The following is an 18433-nucleotide window of genomic DNA, read 5'->3' as shown; positions in this document are numbered from 1 at the left end:
CTCCTGGCAGTGGCAGAACTAGACAGCTCCATCAAGCCAGGAGGCCTCGTCGCGTCACAACCCCCGAAGTGTCACCAACGTCACGGCCGAGTACACCTAGAGGTGGGGCCGGGCGGAGGTCTGTGAGTTCAGTGACCCGAGCCGAGGTTCCCGGCGAGGCGACCGTGGAAGGCCTGGCTGGCGTCGTTCATGCCGCGGATCTCGACCCGCTTGCCGTGCTGGTGGTACTTCGTCTCGATCGAGTCGAGCGCGGCGACGGTGGAGGCGTCCCACACGTGCGACTTCGTCATGTCGATGATCACGAGCTCGGGGTCGCCGGAGTAGTCGAACTGGGTGGTGAGGTCGTTGGAGGAGGCGAAGAACAGCTCACCCTCGACCGCGTAGAGCGCGTGCTGTTCACCGTTCGGGAGCGTCTCGATGCTCCGCGAGACGTTGGTGAAGTGGGAGACGCGGCGGGCGAAGACGATCATCGCGGCGATGACACCGATGATGACGCCGATGGCGAGGTTGTCGGTGGCGACGACGATCACGACGGTGAGGACCATCACGATCGTCTCGCCGACGGGCATCCGCTTGAGGGTGGAGGGCGTGATGCTGTGCCAGTCGAAGGTGCCGACGGAGACCATCACCATGACGGCGACGAGGGCTGCCATCGGGATGATCGCGACGACGTCACCGAGCCCGACCACGAGGACGAGCAGGAACACGCCGGACAGGAACGTCGAGATGCGGGTGCGGGCGCCGGAGGCCTTGACGTTGATCATCGTCTGGCCGATCATCGCGCAGCCGCCCATCCCGCCGAACAGGCCGGAGGCGATGTTCGCGACACCCTGCCCGAGGGCCTCACGGGTCTTGCGGGAGCCGGTGTCGGTGACCTCGTCGACGAGCTTCGCGGTCATCAGCGACTCGAGCAGCCCGACGAGGGCCATGGCGAGTGCGTAGGGGGCGATGATCGTGAGCGTCTCGAGGTTCACCGGGACGTTCGGGATGAAGAGCGTCGGGAGGCTGTCGGGCAGCTTGCCCTCGTCGCCGACGGTCGGGACGGCGATCGACGCGAACACGGTGACCAGGGTCAGGACGACGATCGCGACCAGGGGTGCGGGGATGGCCTTCGTGAGTCGCGGCAGCAGGACGATGATCGCGATGCCGGCGGCGGCGATCGGCCAGACCAGCCAGGAGACGCCGATGATGTTCGGCAGCTGCGCGGTGAAGATCAGGATCGCGAGCGCGTTGACGAACCCGACCATCACGGACCGCGGGACGAACCGCATCAGCTTCGCCGCCCCCAGGCCACCGAGGGCCAGTTGGAGGATCCCCCCGAGCAGGACGGTCGCGATCAGGTAGTCGAGGCCGTGCTCCTTCATCACCGGGGCGACGACGAGCGCGATGGCACCGGTTGCGCCGGTGATCATCGCCGCCCGGCCGCCGACGAAGGAGATGACGACGGCCATCACGAATGCCGAGAACAGGCCGACGCGGGGGTCGACGCCGGCGATGATCGAGAACGAGATCGCCTCGGGGATCAGGGCGAGGGCGACGACGAGGCCGGCGAGGACCTCGCGGAGCAGGATCTTCGGGTTCCGCAGTGCGGACAGGACGGTGGGACTCGGATGCGCCTGCACGGGCACGGACTGCGTGACGGTCGTCACGGTTCTCCTTCGGGTGGCGGGGTGCGGGCGCTGCGCCCGCGAGAGCTGTTCGTGGGGCGCGTCATCGCGCAGGGCCGGCGGCGTCGGAGCATCCGACCGGTTCCGACTCTTCCGTTGCGGAAAGGTTGGGACGTCCCAACCTTACCGCAACGGGAGGGTTGGTGCGCAAGGTGTGCTGCGCGCCGCCGGGCACTACGCTCTGCAGGACGCACCACGGCCAGGGGAAGGCACGCACGATGACGGACGACCCGGCACCGACGACGATGCACATCGGCGAGCTCGCCGACCGCACCGGCCTGTCGAACCGCACGATCCGCCACTACGACGAGGTCGGGCTCCTGCGCCCGTCCGGCCGCACCGAGGGCGGCTTCCGCCTCTACACGGAGACCGACCTCGCGCGATTGCTCATCATCCGACGCATGAAGCCCCTCGGGTTCACGCTCGACCAGATGGCCGACCTCCTCGCGGTCGTCGACGCGCTCGAGGACACCGCGGACGCCACCGAGCGGGCTCGTCTCCGGACACAGCTCGACGAGTACGTCCGCGACACCGAGGAGCGGCGCGCTCGACTGGAACAGCACCTGGCCATGGCCGACGAGTTCCTCGGCATCCTCCGCAGTCGGTAGCGGTCCCGAGCGGCGCGCCGCGCCGTCGAGCGGCCGCCTGCTGGCCCGCGTTGGTCGTGATCCCACCACCACCGGACGGGAGGCACGGTGCCGGCTGGCACCGTGCCTCCCGTCCGTCCGTGGCCACGTCGGGGCGGACGCCTGTCAGGCGAGGGTGAGGACTCTGGATCGGGGCGTGCCGGACGGCCCGCCCCGATCCACGCCGGGATCACGTCGCCGCGAGCATGTCCTGCATCCGGGTGATCTGCTCGGTCTGACTCGACACGATCGACTTCGCCAACGCGACCGCCTCGGCGTTCCCGCCCTCGCCGACCTCGGCCGTCGCCATCTCGACGGCGCCCTCGTGGTGCTGGATCATCTGCTCGAGGAACAGCTTCCCGGCGTCCTGCGCAGACGCCTGGTCGAGGTCGGTCATGTCGGAGTCGGACATCGTCCCGGACATGGCGTACCCCGTCCCGGAGTGCTTCGACGCGGTGGGCGCACCCCATGCCCGGAGCCAGCTGGTGAGCTGCTCGATCTCCGGCGACTGCTCGGTCTTGATCTGCTCCGCGAGGGCAGCGACGTCCGGATCGACGCCGTCACCCTTCGCGAGGAGCATGTCGCTCATCTCGACGGCCTGCTCGTGGTGCGGCAGCATCATCTGCGCGAACGTCACGTCCTGGTCGTCGTGCGCCGACGCGGCCGGCGTCGACGACGAGGACGAACCGGCCTCGGAGCGGGTGTTGCTCGTGGAGCACCCGGCGAGGGTGAGGCCCAGGGTCAGCGCGGCGGCGATCGCGAGGGTGCGTGTGGTCGTGGTGGTGTGCATGGTCTTCCGTTCCCGTGGATGCGTCAGGTGTTCCGGGCAGGCGGACGCCTCCCGGATCCGGGCACGCGGGAGCCACCCTCCGCAGGTGGGGTCCCGCAGGGGCGGATCAGATCCGGATGACCTGCAACGCCGTGGGTGACGGTGGTCTCGGTGCCGCGATGCGGCGTGGCCGCCGGCCGGCCAGCGCGAGCAGCCGCGACAGCAGCGCGAGGACGCCGCCGGTCCGTGCGCGCAGCAGCACCCACGTGAACAGCGTGATCGTCAGCGCGCAGGCCATCCCCATCAGGGAGCACATCAGTGCGCACAGGCCACCGTCGCAGCCGGCGTCGGCGAGGACGGTCACCATCGCGGTCTGGGGCGCCGCGTGCTCGCCGTGCTCGGCGGTCGCGACGTGGCCGTGCTCGGCGGTGGCCATCGGAGCAGCCGTCGAGTGCTCGTGGGCGGCGGTGTGCCCGGCCATCGAGTGCATCAGGACCGTGAACCCGACCAGCAGCAGCAGCGCCAGCGTCGCCGTGGTCTGCAGCAGCAGCCGGCGACGCGGGGAGGCGGTGGTGGTGAGCATCAGTCTTCCGAGCGGACGGATCGGGCGCGCGCTCCCATGGTGCGGCACGACCGCGGGCTGCGGCAACCCACCGTCAGATCATGGTCACCGGTGCTGCACGTGGACGGCGGGCGTGACGGTGAACTCGTCGACGTTGCCCATCACCTCGTGCACGTGTTCGGCAGCGTGCTCGGCGACGTGCTCGGCGTCGTGCAGGGACGATGCCGTGACCTCGACCGTGGCGGACCCGGTGAGCCGGTGCCCGACCCAGCGCAGCCGGAGGTCCCGGACGGCTTCGACACCCGGAGTGTGCTCGAGCGCGTGCTCTGCCCTGCCGACGAGGGCGGGGTCGATGGCGTCCATGAGTCGGGCACCGATGGACTTCACGGTCCCCCAGAGCAGCACCATGATCGAGACGGCGATGAGCAGCCCGATGATGGGGTCGGCGATCGGGTACCCGAGGAGCACACCGATCGCGCCGAGGACGACCGACAGCGACGTGAACCCGTCGAGACGCGCGTGTACCCCGTCGGCGACCAGCGCGGCGGAGCCGATCTTCCGGCCGACGCGGATGCGGTAGATCGCGACCGCTTCGTTGCCGGCGAAGCCGATGAGACCGGCGACGACGAGCAGCCACGGGTTCTCGATCGGTCGCGGGGTGATGAACCGGTCGATGGCCTGCCAGCCGGCGACGACGGCGGAGAGGGCGACGACGAACACGATGAACATGCCGGCGAGGTCCTCGGCGCGGCCGTAGCCGTAGGTGTAGCGGCGGTTCGCGACCCGCCGTCCGAGGACGAACGCGATCCACAACGGCACCGCGGTCAGGGCGTCGGCGAAGTTGTGAACGGTGTCCGCGAGCAGCGCGATCGATCCGGTGAACGCGACGATCACCGCCTGCAGCACCGTGGTGGCGAGGAGGACGAACAGGCTGGTCTTCAGGGCGCGGACGCCGGCGGTGCTGGCCTCCATCGCGTCGTCGATCGAGTCCGCGGAGTCGTGCGTGTGCGGCACGAACAAGTCGTAGAGGAACCCCTTCGCCCCGCCGTGCGGATGCGAGTGGCCGTCCGCACCGTGGTCGTGGTCGTGCTGGTGCTCATGCTGGTGGCCGCCGTGGACCGCCGTGTGGTCGTGCCCGCTCATGCGCTCCCCCGCTCTCCACGGTGGTGGTGCGCAGACCCGACGACGTGCTCCGCCTGCTTCACGGCGTCGACCACCAGCTCCGAAGCGTGCTCGTCGGTCAGGCGGTAGTACACGGTGGTCCCGTCGCGACGGGTGGACACCATCCGCGCGAGACGGAGCTTCGCCAGGTGCTGCGACACCCCGGCTGCGCTCTTGTCGACGACCTCGGCCAGCCGGTTGACGGACAGCTCCTCGGCGTCGCGCAGCGCGAGGATGATCTTCACGCGGGTGGCGTCGGCGAGCATCGCGAACACCTCGACGGCGAGCTCGACGTACTCGGACTCCGGACTCAATCCGCAGGGCTGCTTGTCTACGTGCACACGCAGATAGTACACAGCGGTCCCCAGTCCGGAGGCCCCGAAGGCGAGCCCGTGTCCTCGCGCCGTGACGGATGACCTGCGGCACCGGCACGACCCGATGCAGGCGCACCGTCCGGGCGGAGCGGGACGGACGTACCCGGGCTGGTTCGTGCTGGCCCTCGTGCTGGTCTGGTCAGCCTCGATGGCACTCGCGGTTGGCGGGGCGTCGTCCGGGGTCGGGAAGCGGGGCACCGCCCCTGGCCCGGCCCGCGCCGGGGCCGGCGGCACGGCGCCGCCGTGTCGCGGACGCTTCCACCGGTCTCGCGGTCGGCCCCGGATCCGGACGGGAGGCACGGTGCCAGCTGGCACCGTGCCTCCCGTCCGCCCTGTGGTCGGCCGCTCGGAACGCCACCGGGTCCGCCGCTCGCCCGGCGGTCAGACCGCCGTGACGCGCAGGGCGCGGAAGAAGTACCCGTCCTGTCCTGGCGGGTGGGGCTCGACCTCGAACCTGACGGGCTGGCCCGGTCGGAGCGCGAGGAACCCGTGCCCGCTCAGCACGGAGCAGTGCGCGAAGACGTCCGAGTCCGGCTCACCCGAGCGCCGCAGCGGTCGTGAGCCCTGCCGGCCCACCCCACTCCAGCAGGCCCGTGACCAGGAGGGACGCCTCCTCGTCGGTGATCCCGAATTCCGCAGCGGTCCGCACGACGGGCACCTTCACACGAGCACCTCCGGCAATCAGCCGACGCGCCCTCGGCTCAGCCGACAGGCCAGTGATCGCCGACGAGCTCCGTCATGGGTACGTCCCGTCGACTGCTGCGGTCCGTGCAGTAGCGATCGCCGCACACCCGGACGAGCGAGCCACCGCGGTCGAGTGGTCGGGTCCACGAACGAGCCGGTACCGGCCCCCGTCTCCGTGCGATCCACGGGGGACGCGATCCACGAGGGTCACCGGGGCCGCGGATGCAGCACGGACGACGAAAGCCCCGACGGAACCTGTGTTCCATCGGGGCTTCTCGGTCGGGCTGACAGGATTTGAACCTGCGACCCCTTGACCCCCAGTCAAGTGCGCTACCAAGCTGCGCCACAGCCCGTGAGTCCTGACGGACCCGGACCCCACGAGTGGAATCCACCGCCGCGTCCGACCGGAGCGCGAGCAGCCCGTCAAGCATAGCGGACGCCGGACCCCCTCCGCGCCACGGCGCGTCGCCGAGGCCCACCGCGCGTCACGTCGCGACCCACCACCCGCGGCACCCCTCCGCTACCCCGGCCGGACGACCTCCCGCGACGCCGCCAGCCACGGCAGCGCGAACCCGACGAGCAGCCCGCCGAGCCCGTCCGCCACCAGGTCCCCGATCGTGTCGTCGTAGCCGACGAAGATCGCTGAGTCGACGAACTCGTGCCCGAGCCACTCGCACATCTCCCACACGGCCCCGATCGCGAGCCCCGCGCAGAACACCAGGAGCGCCACGGCCACCCGTCCGGCCTCCGGGGCGTGCGGCACGAGCCGCAGGTCGGCGGCGATCACCGCGAGCAGCGCCGCCAGGAGCCCGGTCAGCACGACGTGCACGACCTTGTCCCACAGGAACACCGACGTGTACCACTCGAGCGCGCTCGACCACCCCGCGAGCAGCACGAGCAGGCAGACGGCCAGGTCGAACGCGGGCCGCAGCCCGAGCGCGCGGGGCACGACGACGCCGAACAGCGCGAGGGCCATCACCGCGAACGAGGTGCTCCCCCACCCGACGGCGGCGACCGGCACGCTGACGAGCGTCGCGAGCCGCACCACGTCGGCGACGGTGAAGCGCGGCCGCAGGAACGTCGGTCCGAGCGCCGCGATCACGACGCCCACCGCACGACGGCGTGCACGGCCGCGTGGTCGGACGGCCAGACCCCGCCGGGTCGGCGCAAGGACACGGCGGCCCGCTCGACGACGGCGTCCTCGGTCACGAGCACCCCGTCGATGCGCCGGCCCCCGACACGTGGATCCCGGTAGTGCGGGTACGTCCCCCACTCCTCGCCGACCAGCCGGGAGGCACGGGGCACGCTGTCGACGACCCCCGCCTCCGCCAGGGCTCGCCACGGCGCGGAGCCCGCAGGACAGTTCCAGTCCGCCATCACGACGGCCGGCAGGCCCCGCTGGCGGACGACCCGGCCGAGGAGCTCCGCCTGCCGCAAGCGCGCCCACGGGGACGCGACGTCGAGGTGCGTCGCGACGGCGAGGAACACGGTGCCGGTCGCGCGGTCCTCGAGGACCGCACCGACGGCGTGCCGCGGGAACGCGGTCGCCCAGGAGCGCGACCCGGGTCGCGACGGCGTGCGGGAGAGCGCCCAGGTGCGCCGCTCGACGACCCGGACCCGCTCCCGGTCGAGCAGCAGGCCGACGGCCTCGCCGCCCCCGCGCGCGCCGCGGCCGACGACGACGGGTTCCCAACGCGACCCGAGACGCGACGTGAGGTCCGCGGTCTGCGTGGGCAGTGCCTCCTGGACGGCCAGGACGGTGGGCACTTCGGAGGTGACGAGCGCGACCACGGCGTCCCGGCGCCGTTCCCACGCGTCCGGGTGGGCCGGCGGTCGCGGGACGCGCCGCCGCAGGTTGAGCGTCATGCAGTGCACGGCGGGAGCCGGGACCGGTCCGATGGTGGGCTGGTCGTCGGGCGGGGCCTGCATGCACCCTGTCTACGAGACGACACCTGTCGGCTTCCCAGGTCGCGCTCCCCATGACCCAGCCATGAAGCGTCCAGCAGTCGGCACAGAGACCGGACAGCGACCGCTCCGGCGACCTACAGTCGAACGCATGCCCTCGACCCGTCCGCTCCTCGCCGCTGCGCTCGTCGCGGTCGTCGCCGGTGTCGGCGTCCTCGGTTGGCACGCCGCCGTCGGACACGAGTCCGTCGCCTCCGCCGCGCGCACCACCGCCTCCGCCAGCCCGACCCCGAGCGCGTCGCCCACGCCGACCCCGCCGTCCTTCACGGTGGACAGCGACGTCGTGACGATCGGTGACTCGATCATGGCCGGCTACGGGCTCGACGACTCCGCGGACGCGTGGCCGTCGCTGATCGGCGGGCAGACCGGCGCGGTCGTGGCGAACGACTCGTGCAGCGGCGCCGGGTTCATCTCGGTCGGCGACTGCGGAACGGACTACGCGGGGCTGATCCAGGGCGCGGTGTCCGCGAAGCCCGAGCTCGTGGTGATCCAGTCGTCGGACAACGACCTCGGCGAGGACCCGACCGCCCTCGCGACGGCCACGATGCAGACCGTGACACAGCTGCACCAGGCGCTGCCCGACGCGAAGATCGTCGGGTTCAGCACGCTGTGGGACCAGCCGGGCGACGTCCCGGACGAGGTGGCGCAGAGCAGCACCGACCTGCAGCAGGCGCTCGCGACGGTCGGTGGGACGTACATCGACGTCGGCCAGCCGATCGCCGGGCACGCCGACTGGCTGCAGGACGACAGCGAGCACCCGACGGTCGCCGGGCAGCAGCAGCTCGCGGCGGCGTTCCTCGCCGACCTGGAGCGCGCCGGCTTCCACCTCTGAACCGAGCGTTGACGTAGCGTCCAGGTCGCGCCCGTGGCCCCCGTTAGGGTGGCCCGATGCGTTCCGGTCGTCCCCTCCGCCCCCTGCTCGCACTCGTCGTCTCCGGGCTCCTGCTCGGTGCCGCCGGGTGCACGGCGGACGCAGCAGACCAGACGGCGACCGAGCTGACCCGTCCCGCCGCCGACGCCGTGCGGGTCGCGGCGTCCGACGACCCCACGACCCGGTCCGTCCAGGTGAGCCGCGCCCTCTTCGCACACGCACGGGGCGTCGTCGTCGCGCCCGCGGGCGACGAGCGCGCGGTCGCCACGGCGGCGAGCGCCGCCCGTCGGGCGCACGTGCCGCTGCTGGTGACGCCGTCGGCCGGCCATCCGGCGGCGGGCGAGCGCACTCCGAGCGACGACGGCTCCTCGCGGGGCGACGCGGCCGTCGCCGCGGAGCTCGAGCGGCTCGGCGCGGACTGGTACCAGGCCGAGGGAGACGTGTCGGTCGACACCGACGTGCCGGAGCGGGACGCACCGGACGCGGGCGACGCTGCGGCGGTGGGGCGTGCCTCCCGTCCGGCGACCGTCGTCGTGGCGGACCGCCGGTCGGACGCGCCGGCCGTGGCGACGGCGGAGGCGGCCGGCGCACACGTGGTCGTGATGCCCGCGGGGGTGACCGACCCCGCGGCGGCACCCGACGTCGTGTCGACGCTGCACGACCGGGCGGGGCACCCGACGGTGTTCGTGGGTGCGACGTTCCGCGCGCTGTCGGACCCGGGGTGGACGGTGCGGGCCGCGCAGGGTGGCTGGCAGCTGCCGCACGGCGGGCAGCGACCGTTCGACGGGCACCGCTGGACGGCGCTGTACGGGGCACCGGGCGCGCCGGTGCTCGGGGTCCTCGGCGAGCAGGACCCGGCGGCGACGGTGCAGCGGGCGGAGCAGCTCGCGGACTCGTACGACGGCCTCGGCGACGAGCCGGTCTCGCCCGCGCTCGAGGTCATCGCGACCGTCGCGGCCGGCGACCCCGGGGTGGACGGGGACTACTCGCGCGAGCTCCCGGTCTCGACGCTGCAGCCGTACGTCGACGCCGCGCGGCGGGCGGGGATGCCCGTGGTGCTCGACCTGCAGCCCGGGCGCTCGGACTTCCTGTCGCAGGCGAAGCGGTACGAGTCGCTGCTGCGGGAGCCGAACGTGTGGCTCGCGCTCGACCCGGAGTGGCGGCTCGGGCCGGACCAGGTGCCGCTCCGGCAGATCGGGAGCGTCTCGGCGGACGAGGTCGACCGGGTGTCGTCGTGGCTCGCCGGACTCGTCCGTCAGCACGACCTGCCGCCGAAGGCCCTGGTCCTGCACCAGTTCCGGCTGTCGATGGTCCAGGACCGGGCGTCGCTGACCCTTCACCCCGAGATCGACCTGCTCGTGCACGTCGACGGGCAGGGGTCGCAGCCGGACAAGCAGGCGACGTGGAAGGCGCTGCACCAGGACGCGCCGGCGGGGGTGCACTGGGGCTGGAAGAACTTCATCGACGAGGACACGCCCATGCTGACCCCGGAGCAGACGATGGCGGACGTGACGCCGACGCCGTCGCTCATCACCTACCAGTAGCGGGTCGCGTCGCCGGGTTGTCCACAGCCGGGAGGATCGGGGCCGGTTCCGTCGGTCGGTGCTGACAGCATGGGGGCATGGACACGACCACCGCGCAGCCGTCCGCCGCGATCGCCGCCGAGGCACAGGAGGCCCTCGCAGCCCTGACCGGCCGGCCGGACGCGGTCTTCCACCCCGGCCAGCTCGAGGCGATCTCGGCCCTCGTCGAGCACCGGCAGCGCGCGCTCGTCGTGCAGCGCACCGGGTGGGGCAAGTCCGCCGTGTACTTCCTCGCCACGCTGCTGCTCCGGCGGCGGGGCGGCGGGCCGACCGTGCTCGTCTCCCCCCTGCTGGCGCTCATGCGCGACCAGGTCGCGGCAGCCGCCCGGGCCGGGGTGCGCGCGGTGTCGATCAACTCCGCGAACGCGCACGAGTGGGCGGACACGCAGGCCGCCCTCGCCCGGGACGAGGTCGACGTGCTCCTCGTGTCGCCGGAGCGGCTCAACAACCCCCGGTTCCGCGATGAGCAGCTCCCGACGCTCGTGGCGCGGATGGGGATGCTCGTGGTGGACGAGGCGCACTGCATCTCGGACTGGGGCCACGACTTCCGGCCGGACTACCGACGGCTCGCGGAGCTCATCAGGTCCCTGCCGCACGGGGTGCCCGTCCTCGCCACGACCGCCACCGCGAACGAGCGCGTGGTCGAGGACGTCGCCGAGCAGCTCACCGCGGGTCCTGCCGACCCGGTGTTCACCATCCGCGGATCGCTCGCCCGTGCGTCGCTCCGGCTCGGGGTCCTGACGCTGCCGGACGCCCGACAGCGGCTCGGGTGGTTGCTCGCGCACCTCGCCGAGCTGCCCGGGAGCGGGATCGTCTACACGCTCACGGTCTCCGGGGCCGAGGACATCGCGCGGCTCCTGCGCGAGAACGGGTACGCCGTCCGTGCGTACACGGGGCGCACCGACAACGAGGAGCGCGAGCAGCTCGAGCAGCAGCTCAAGGCCAACGAGCTCAAGGCCCTCGTCGCGACCAGCGCGCTCGGGATGGGCTTCGACAAGCCGGACCTCGGGTTCGTCGTGCACGTCGGGGCGCCGTCCTCCCCCGTGGCGTACTACCAGCAGATCGGTCGCGCTGGACGTGCGACCGACAACGCCGACGTCCTGCTCCTGCCCGGCCGCGAGGACCAGGAGATCTGGCAGTACTTCGCCAGCGCGTCGATGCCGACCGAGTCCCGCGCCGCCGCCGTGCTCGGCGCCCTGTCCACCGACACCGCGATGTCCACCGTCGCGCTCGAGGGGCTGGTCGACATCAAGCGGTCGACGCTCGAACTCCTGCTCAAGGTGCTCGACGTCGACGGGGCCGTGCGCCGCGTCGCCGGCGGCTGGGTGTCCACCGGCCAGCCGTGGCAGTACGACGCCCCCCGGTACGAGCGCGTCGCGGCCGCCCGCGCGGCGGAGGCGTCCTCGATGCTCGCGTACGAGTCGACGACGGCGTGCCGGATGCAGCTGCTGCAGCAGGACCTCGACGACCCGTCGGCGGAGCCGTGCGGTCGGTGCGACAACTGCGCGGGCGTCTGGTACCCGACCGCGGTCTCGGACTCCGACACCTCCGGTGCTGCCGCCGCACTCGACCGGGTCGGGGTCGAGGTCGCACCGCGCGCCCAGTGGCCGTCGGGCATGTCGGCGCTCGGCGTCCCGGTGAAGGGGCGGATCCCGGCCGGCGAGCTCGTCGAACCGGGCCGTGCGATCGCCCGGCTGACCGACCTCGGGTGGGGCGGACCCCTGCGCACGCTCTTCGCGCCGTCGACGCCGGACGGGCCCGTGTCGAAGGCACTCGTCGACGGGTGCGTCCGGGCGCTCAAGGACTGGCCGTGGGCCGAGCGGCCGACGGGTGTCGTCGCGATGTCCTCGCGGTCGCGGCCGGAGCTCGTGGCGTCCCTCGCGCAGGCGCTGACGACGATCGGTCGCCTGCGGTTCCTCGGCACGCTCGGGCGGAGCGGGGGCGAGCCGCGCGGGGACGGTGCGACGAACAGCGCGTACCGGTTGGCCGGGGTCTGGGACACGTTCGTGGTCGACCCCGGGCTCGCGGCGGCGCTGCAGGCGCACGAGGGGCCGGTGCTGCTCGTGGACGACCTGGTGGACAGCCGGTGGACGGTGACGGTCGCGGGGCGGGAGCTCCGGCGGGCGGGGGCGGACGCCGTGCTGCCGTTCGCGCTCGCCACGGTCGCCTGACGCCGGGCCCGGTCGGCCTGGCTCGGCCGGTCGGGCTCCGGCGGTCGGGCTCCGGCGGTCGGGCTCTGGCGGTCGGGCTCTGGCGGTCAGGCTGCGGCGATCGCGTCGAGTTCGGCGAGCGAGTCCGACGGCAGGGTGATGCCTGCGCCGGCGACGTTCGCGCGGAGGTGCTCCACCGAGGACGTCCCGGGGATCAGCAGGATGTTCGGCGAGCGCTGCAGCAGCCACGCGAGCGCCACCGACAGCCGTGACTCCCCCAGGCGCTCGGCGACGGCGTCGAGGGCGCCGGACTGGATCGGCGAGAAGCCGCCGAGCGGGAAGTAGGGCACGAAGGCGATCCCCTCCGCCGCGGTCAGGTCGACCAGGTCGTCGTCCGCCCGCTGCGCCACGTTGTACATGTTCTGGACGCAGACGACGGGCGCGATGCGGAGCGCCTCGAGGAGCTGCGCGGCGGTGACGGTCGACAGGCCGAGGTGCCGGATCAGCCCCTGCCGGCGGAGTTCCGCGAGCGCCTCGAACTGCGGGGCGATGCTCCCGGCCTCCGGGGCGTCGAACCCGCCGACCCGGAGGTTCACGACGTCGAGCTGCTCGAGCCCGAGTCGCTCGAGGTTCGCGTGCACGTCCTCGACCAGCTGCTCGGGCTTCCGCGCCGGCGGCCACTGCCCCTTCGCGTTCCGCCGCGAGCCGACCTTCGTCACGATGTGCAGGTCGTCCGCGTACGGGTGCAGTGCCTCGCGGATGATCTCGTTCGTGACGTACGGGCCGTAGAAGTCCGCCGTGTCGATGTGGGTGATGCCGAGCTCGACCGCCGTGCGGAGCACGCGGACGGCCTCGTCCCGGTCGGCCGGCGGCCCGAACACCTGCGGTCCGGCGAGCTGCATGGCGCCGTACCCGAACCGGGTGACCTCGAGGTCGCCGAGGTCGTACGTGCCGCCGGGGAGCGTGTCGTTCGTCATGCCTCGACGATGCTCCTCGCTCCCCGGTCGTGCCCGTGCGCCAGCCGCTTCCCGAGTCTCGGGCTCTGCGACGAGTCACGGCACAGGGCACACGGGACTCGTCGGTCAGCGCGAGACTCGGTCCCGGGAAGCCTTGCGCGGTGCCGGCTTCGGGAACGTCGCCCGCATGTGGTCGCTCGTCAGCACGTCCCCGATGCCGATCATCAGCAGCGAGAACACGATCTGCTCGATCACCATCCAGAACGGGTACAGCCCGGGGATCGCCGCGACGACGAGCGTCACGACGGGGAAGATCCGGCTGAACAACCGCAGCCGCTGGTACGCCCAGTAGTAGCCGAGCTGCGCCCGCCAGGCGAACACGTACAGCGTGAGGGTGATGAGGAGCACGACGGTCGCGCGGAACCACACCGCCCAGGGGACCGTCTCCCCCGCACGGGTCAGCAGCACGGCCACGACGATCGCCGCCAGGCCGACCACGGTCTCGGCGACGAGCAGCCACCGGATCCACCGGAAGGACCGGACCGTGTCGGGATGCGCGAGCATGTCCTCGCGGATGACGTAGCCGGCCTGACGGCCGCCGGCGAGACGGTCCAACTGCAGCCGACACCACAGACGGTCGGCGAGGGCGGGGAGACGCACGAGTCCATGGTGCCGCATCCGGCGGGGCAGACCCGCGCCGCGCCTCCCGGTCGGACCGACGAGCCGCACGCCGGGCCGCGCGACATGCGGCACGACCGGCCGCGCGACGGCCAGCAGGGCGGGCCGCGCGAGAGCCGCGGTCGTCGTCAGGCGGGGAGCAGGACGGCGCGTCCCAGCACGACACCGCTGGCGGCGTCCGCCACGACGACCGACCGGACGTCCGTCGGGATCCCGGACAGGTCCGACAGCACGATCGACGCGGACGCATCGTCGGCGGGGAGCTCGACCAGCGCGCCCGCGACGTCGACGTTTCCGGGCGACGGGCCGTCCGCGCGCACCTGTTGCGAGAGCAGCACGACCACGGACGGGTGGCCCGGAGCGACGACCACGTCGCGCAGTGCGATCGTCACCTCGGAGCTCGCGATCGCCCCGATGCGCACCCGACCGGACGCACCGCCGTCGACGGCGACGAGGTCGCCCTCGAGCGGCAACGCCTGCACCACCCAGTCCCGGACGGCGCGCGGCACGGCCGCCGCGGACTGCTGCGGCACGGGCGCACCGAGCGCGTTGCCGACGCGCACGTCCTGCGTCGCCGCAGCGGACGGCTGGGGATCGGACCACGGCCGCACACTGCTGACCCGACCGCCGTCCCGTTCGGACCCGGTCCCGGGGACCACGCCGCCCGCCACCACCCCGACGATCGCGAGCACGACGACGGCGAGCAGGACGGCGACCGTTCCCGGTCCCCGTCCTGCTCGCCGTCGCACCCCCTGCCCCCGCAGTCCCGCTAGGAGCGCTTCCGCCGCTCGCGGACGCGCATGTTGACGTTGATCGGGGTGCCCTCGAAGCCCCACACCTCGCGGAGCCGGCGCGTGATGAAGCGGCGGTACTGCGGGTCGAGGAACGCCGAGGTGAACAGGACGAACGTCGGCGGCTGGCTCGACGCCTGCGTCCCGAACAGGATGCGCGGCTGCTTGCCGCCGCGGACCGGGTGCGGGTGCTCCTGCACGAGCTCGGCGATGAAGGCGTTGACCTTGCCGGTCGGGATGCGGGTGTCCCACGACTCGAGCGCGGTCTCGAGCGCCGGGACGAGCTTCTCGAGGTGCCGACCGGTGCGCGCCGAGATGTTCACGCGGGGCGCCCACGCGACGTGCGCCAGGTCCTGCTCGATCTCGCGCTCCAGGTAGCGGCGACGGTCGTCGTCGAGCAGGTCCCACTTGTTGTAGGCGAGCACGAGCGCACGGCCGGATTCGAGCACCAGGTCGATGATGCGCAGGTCCTGCGTCGAGATCGGCTCGGTGACGTCGAGGACCACGACGGCGACCTCGGCCTTCTCGAGCGCGGCGGTCGTGCGGAGCGACGCGTAGAAGTCGGCGCCCTGCTGCAGGTGCACGCGCTTCCGGATGCCGGCGGTGTCGACGAAGCGCCAGACCTTGCCGCCGAGCTCGATCTGCTCGTCCACCGGGTCGCGCGTGGTGCCGGCGAGGTCGTTCACGACCACGCGCTCCTCGCCCGCCGCCTTGTTGAGCAGCGAGCTCTTGCCGACGTTCGGGCGGCCGAGGATCGCGACGCGACGGGGCCCGCCGACCTCCTGCTTGGCGACGGCCGAGGTGTCCGGCAGCGTCTTGATGATCAGGTCCATCAGGTCCGCGACGCCGCGGCCGTGCAGCGCGGAGACCGGGTGCGGCTCGCCGAGGCCCAGGTTCCACAGCTCGAAGGCGTCGAGGTCGCGGCGGTCGTCGTCGGCCTTGTTCGCCACGACGATGACCGGACGGTCGGTGCCGCGGAGCATCTTGACGACGTGCTCGTCCGTGGCCGTGATGCCGACCGTGACGTCCACGACGAACAGCACGGCGTCGGCGAGGTCGACCGCGACCTCGGCCTGCGCCGCGACCGAGGCGTTGATGCCCCGGGCGTCGGGCTCCCACCCGCCGGTGTCGACGAGCGTGAAGCGCTTGTCGTTCCACTCGGCCTTGTACGAGACGCGGTCGCGGGTGACACCGGGGACGTCCTGCACGACGGCCTCGCGACGACCGATGATGCGGTTCACGAGCGCCGACTTGCCGACGTTCGGACGGCCGACGATCGCGAGCACCGGGTACGCCGGCAGGTAGTGGACGCCGTCCTCGCCGAGTTCGCCGGCGTCGAGGAGCGCGACGTCCTCGTCGTCCAGGTCGTACTCGTCGAGTCCGGCACGGAGCGCGTTCGCCCGCTGGTCCGCCTCGGCGTCGTCGAGTCCAGCGAGCCGCTCACCGAGGGCGTCGTCGTACTCCGGGAAGTCGTCGTTGTCGTGGCTGTCCTGCTGGGCCATGTGGTTTCCTCGCGTGCGGCCGGAACCGCGGGTTCGGTGGCCGGTGTCGGCCGGGCCGGTCACCCGGCTGTGGGGACCGGACGGGAGCCGTCCGGTCGTGCGTCAGTGCGTGGCCGCGCGGGCCAGGTCGACGACCGCCTGCACGGTCTGGTCGAAGTCGAGGTCGGTGGAGTCGAGCGTCGTGACGCCGTCCGCGGCGTTCATGAAGTCGACGACCTTCGCGTCCGCCGCGTCGCGACGAGCGAGTGCGGCGGAGGTCTCGGCGGCCGACTGGGTCGTGACCTCAGCCGAGCGTCGAGCCATCCTAACCGACTCGTCCGCCGTCAGCAGGATCCGGACCTCGGCGTCGGGCGCGACGACCGTGGTGATGTCCCGGCCCTCGGTGATGATCCCCTGCCCGTCGGCCTTACGCATCACCTGGCGGAAGAGCTGCACGAGCCGCTGCCGGACCTCCGGGAGCTTCGCGATGTGCGCCACCGCGGCGGTGACCTCCGGGGTGCGGATCGCGTGCGTCACGTCGGTGCCGCCGACGCGCACGAAGTAGTCGTCGGGGTCGGTGCCGATCGCGTAGTCGAACGTCTCCCAGCTCGCGAGCACCGCCGCGGCGTCGTCGAGGTCGACCCGCTGCTGCAGGGCGTGCCAGGCGAGTGCGCGGTAGGCGGCACCGGTGTCCTGGTACCCGAAGCCGAGCACGCGGGCCGCGGCGCGGGAGACACTCGACTTGCCGCTGCCGGCGGGACCGTCCACCGCGATCACGGTCTTCGCGACGAAGGCGCCCTCGGGCAGTCCGGCGGGGACCGGCGCGCTCGTCGAACCGGGCTCGCCGCCGCCCTGGCCGTCGAGGCCGCCCGCGACGTCGCCGCCGAGGGGGCCGCTGGGGTCGCCGGGGGTCGGCAGGCCGGTGTCCGGTCCGTCCGGGACGCCGGTGACTCCGGACTCGTGCACGGTCGGGGTCGTCTCGTCGTTCAGGCCCATGCTGCTGCGATCCTCCATCCGCGACCGTCGAGCTCGTCGACGAGTCGCTGTTCCTGATCGGGGACGACCGACACCTCGACGATGCCGATCGGTGCGCCCGGTGAGTGCTCGAGGCGCATGTCCTCGAGGTTGATGCCGATCTCCCCGATGAACGTCAGGAGGGCGGCGAGCTGCCCCGGGGTGTCGTCGATCAGGACGACCACCCGGGCGAAGCGTCTGGTGGTGCCGTGCTTGCCGGGGAGCCGCTCGACCCCGCGGTTGCCGGCGGCGATGGTCTCGGCGATGGTCCGCGGCGATCCCGTGCCGTCCGGGTCGTCGAGGGCGTGCAGCACGCGGTCCAGGTCGTCACGGAGGTCCGCGAGCACCGGGCGGATGCGCGCCGCGTTGGCGCCGATGATCTGCACCCAGAGCCCGGGGTCGCTCGCCGCGATGCGCGTGACGTCCCGGACACCGCCCCCGGCGAGGTCGAGCGAGCCCTCCGGAGCGTCCTGCAGCCGCGCGGCCATGAGCGTCGAGACGAGCTGCGGGGCGTGCGAGACGTAGGCGACGGCCTGGTCGTGCGACTCCGGCGCCATCGGCACGACCGTGGCGCCGACGTCGAGCGCCAGGTCCTCGACCACGGCGGCGCGCTGGTACGTGATGGCGTCGTGGCCGGCGATCACCCACGGCCGTCCGACGAACAGGTCGGCACGCGCGGCGGTCGGCCCGGAGCGTTCCCGCCCCGCCATCGGGTGCGACCCGATGTAGCGGGAGACGTCGGCCCCTGCCGCCACGAGCCGGTCGAGGGGCCCGGTCTTCACGCTCGCCACGTCGGTGACGACCGCACGCGGGTACGCCGCGAGCTCGCGCTCCACGACGGCGGCCACGACGTCCGGCGGCACCGCGACGACGACGAGCTCCGGGTCGTCCCCGTGGGCGGGACGACGGCCGGCGCCGTAGTCCACGGCGAGCGCCAGGGCGGCCGGGGACACGTCGTCGAGGACGACGTCGACGCCCTTCTCGCGCAGCGCCAGTCCGATCGAGGCCCCGAGGAGCCCGGCGCCGACGACGCGCACGGGTCCGCGGAGCCGCCGGTCGATGTCCGGTTCGGCGAGCGGTGCGGGGGCGTCGGTCACCCGG

General features: G+C 72.8%; 18 protein-coding genes and 1 tRNA gene. 4 read left to right on the top strand and 15 right to left on the bottom strand.

Annotation, left to right across the window (positions count from 1 at the left end; all coding sequences use genetic code 11):
• Positions 1–128: 128 nt before the first annotated feature.
• Complete coding sequence (locus DEU32_RS02400) at positions 129–1649, bottom strand: SulP family inorganic anion transporter (RefSeq protein WP_114849143.1); 1521 nt, start codon at positions 1647–1649, stop codon at positions 129–131.
• Between the two features lie 236 nt (positions 1650–1885).
• Between DEU32_RS02400 and DEU32_RS02395 the strand changes: the two genes are divergently transcribed.
• Positions 1886–2275, top strand: coding sequence for a MerR family transcriptional regulator (locus DEU32_RS02395; RefSeq protein WP_114849142.1), 390 nt, complete (start codon positions 1886–1888; stop codon positions 2273–2275).
• A gap of 208 nt (positions 2276–2483) precedes the next feature.
• On the opposite strand, the gene DEU32_RS02390 is transcribed toward DEU32_RS02395, so the two are convergent.
• The 8 genes from DEU32_RS02390 to DEU32_RS02355 all read right to left on the bottom strand — a co-directional run bounded on the left by DEU32_RS02390 (position 2484) and on the right by DEU32_RS02355 (position 7772).
• Complete coding sequence (locus DEU32_RS02390; RefSeq protein ID WP_114849141.1) at positions 2484–3083, bottom strand: DUF305 domain-containing protein; 600 nt, start codon at positions 3081–3083, stop codon at positions 2484–2486.
• Positions 3084–3189: 106 nt separating this feature from the next.
• Positions 3190–3645 (bottom strand): hypothetical protein, encoded by a 456-nt coding sequence (locus DEU32_RS02385; protein WP_114849140.1) that lies wholly within the window; start codon positions 3643–3645, stop codon positions 3190–3192.
• A gap of 84 nt (positions 3646–3729) precedes the next feature.
• A complete protein-coding gene (locus DEU32_RS02380; protein ID WP_114849139.1) occupies positions 3730–4767 on the bottom strand; it encodes a cation diffusion facilitator family transporter in 1038 nt (345 codons plus the stop codon).
• Entirely contained in the window at positions 4764–5126 is a 363-nt protein-coding gene (locus tag DEU32_RS02375) for a metalloregulator ArsR/SmtB family transcription factor (RefSeq protein ID WP_258554756.1), read from the bottom strand. The genes DEU32_RS02380 and DEU32_RS02375 overlap by 4 nt, the downstream gene beginning before the upstream one ends.
• Positions 5127–5540: 414 nt before the next feature.
• Complete coding sequence (locus DEU32_RS02370; RefSeq protein ID WP_181819169.1) at positions 5541–5735, bottom strand: cold-shock protein; 195 nt, start codon at positions 5733–5735, stop codon at positions 5541–5543.
• Positions 5736–6122: 387 nt separating this feature from the next.
• Positions 6123–6196 (bottom strand) — tRNA-Pro (locus tag DEU32_RS02365).
• Between the two features lie 167 nt (positions 6197–6363).
• A complete protein-coding gene (locus tag DEU32_RS02360) occupies positions 6364–6954 on the bottom strand; it encodes a hypothetical protein (protein WP_114849137.1) in 591 nt (196 codons plus the stop codon).
• On the bottom strand, positions 6942–7772 hold the full coding sequence (locus DEU32_RS02355) for an endonuclease/exonuclease/phosphatase family protein (RefSeq protein ID WP_114849136.1): 831 nt from the start codon (positions 7770–7772) through the stop codon (positions 6942–6944). The genes DEU32_RS02360 and DEU32_RS02355 overlap by 13 nt, the downstream gene beginning before the upstream one ends.
• 127 nt (positions 7773–7899) lie before the next feature.
• Here DEU32_RS02355 and DEU32_RS02350 point away from each other — a divergent pair, with 127 nt between their 5' ends.
• The 3 genes from DEU32_RS02350 to DEU32_RS02340 all read left to right on the top strand — a co-directional run bounded on the left by DEU32_RS02350 (position 7900) and on the right by DEU32_RS02340 (position 12433).
• On the top strand, positions 7900–8640 hold the full coding sequence (locus tag DEU32_RS02350) for an SGNH/GDSL hydrolase family protein (RefSeq protein ID WP_114849135.1): 741 nt from the start codon (positions 7900–7902) through the stop codon (positions 8638–8640).
• A 56-nt stretch (positions 8641–8696) separates the two neighbouring features.
• Positions 8697–10223 (top strand): hypothetical protein, encoded by a 1527-nt coding sequence (locus DEU32_RS02345; protein ID WP_114849134.1) that lies wholly within the window; start codon positions 8697–8699, stop codon positions 10221–10223.
• A 77-nt stretch (positions 10224–10300) separates the two neighbouring features.
• Positions 10301–12433: an ATP-dependent DNA helicase RecQ gene (locus tag DEU32_RS02340; protein WP_181819168.1), complete on the top strand. Its 2133-nt coding sequence runs from the start codon at positions 10301–10303 to the stop codon at positions 12431–12433.
• Positions 12434–12519: 86 nt separating this feature from the next.
• Here the strand turns inward: DEU32_RS02340 and DEU32_RS02335 are convergent, their stop codons facing one another.
• The 6 genes from DEU32_RS02335 to DEU32_RS02310 form a co-directional block, all read right to left on the bottom strand.
• Positions 12520–13389 carry an oxidoreductase gene (locus tag DEU32_RS02335; protein WP_114849133.1) on the bottom strand — a complete coding sequence of 290 codons (870 nt, stop codon included), beginning with the start codon at positions 13387–13389 and terminating at the stop codon, positions 12520–12522.
• 105 nt (positions 13390–13494) lie between these two features.
• The gene (locus tag DEU32_RS02330; RefSeq protein ID WP_258554755.1) at positions 13495–14028 is read right to left on the bottom strand and encodes a hypothetical protein; all 534 of its coding nucleotides are present in this window, start codon (positions 14026–14028) and stop codon (positions 13495–13497) included.
• A 146-nt stretch (positions 14029–14174) separates the two neighbouring features.
• Positions 14175–14795 (bottom strand): hypothetical protein, encoded by a 621-nt coding sequence (locus DEU32_RS02325; protein ID WP_114849131.1) that lies wholly within the window; start codon positions 14793–14795, stop codon positions 14175–14177.
• Between the two features lie 20 nt (positions 14796–14815).
• Positions 14816–16339, bottom strand: a complete 1524-nt coding sequence (gene der, locus DEU32_RS02320; protein WP_114849130.1) for a ribosome biogenesis GTPase Der — start codon at positions 16337–16339, stop codon at positions 14816–14818.
• A gap of 102 nt (positions 16340–16441) precedes the next feature.
• A complete protein-coding gene (gene cmk, locus DEU32_RS02315) occupies positions 16442–17125 on the bottom strand; it encodes a (d)CMP kinase (RefSeq protein WP_395858320.1) in 684 nt (227 codons plus the stop codon).
• A 179-nt stretch (positions 17126–17304) separates the two neighbouring features.
• Complete coding sequence (locus tag DEU32_RS02310; RefSeq protein ID WP_114849129.1) at positions 17305–18429, bottom strand: prephenate dehydrogenase; 1125 nt, start codon at positions 18427–18429, stop codon at positions 17305–17307.
• Positions 18430–18433 lie beyond the last annotated feature (4 nt).

The organism is Curtobacterium sp. AG1037, from assembly GCF_003349855.1.
Classification (GTDB): domain Bacteria; phylum Actinomycetota; class Actinomycetes; order Actinomycetales; family Microbacteriaceae; genus Curtobacterium; species Curtobacterium citreum.
The sequence above is the reverse complement of the archived record's forward strand: the minus strand, read 5'-3'. Positions and strand labels throughout refer to the sequence as shown.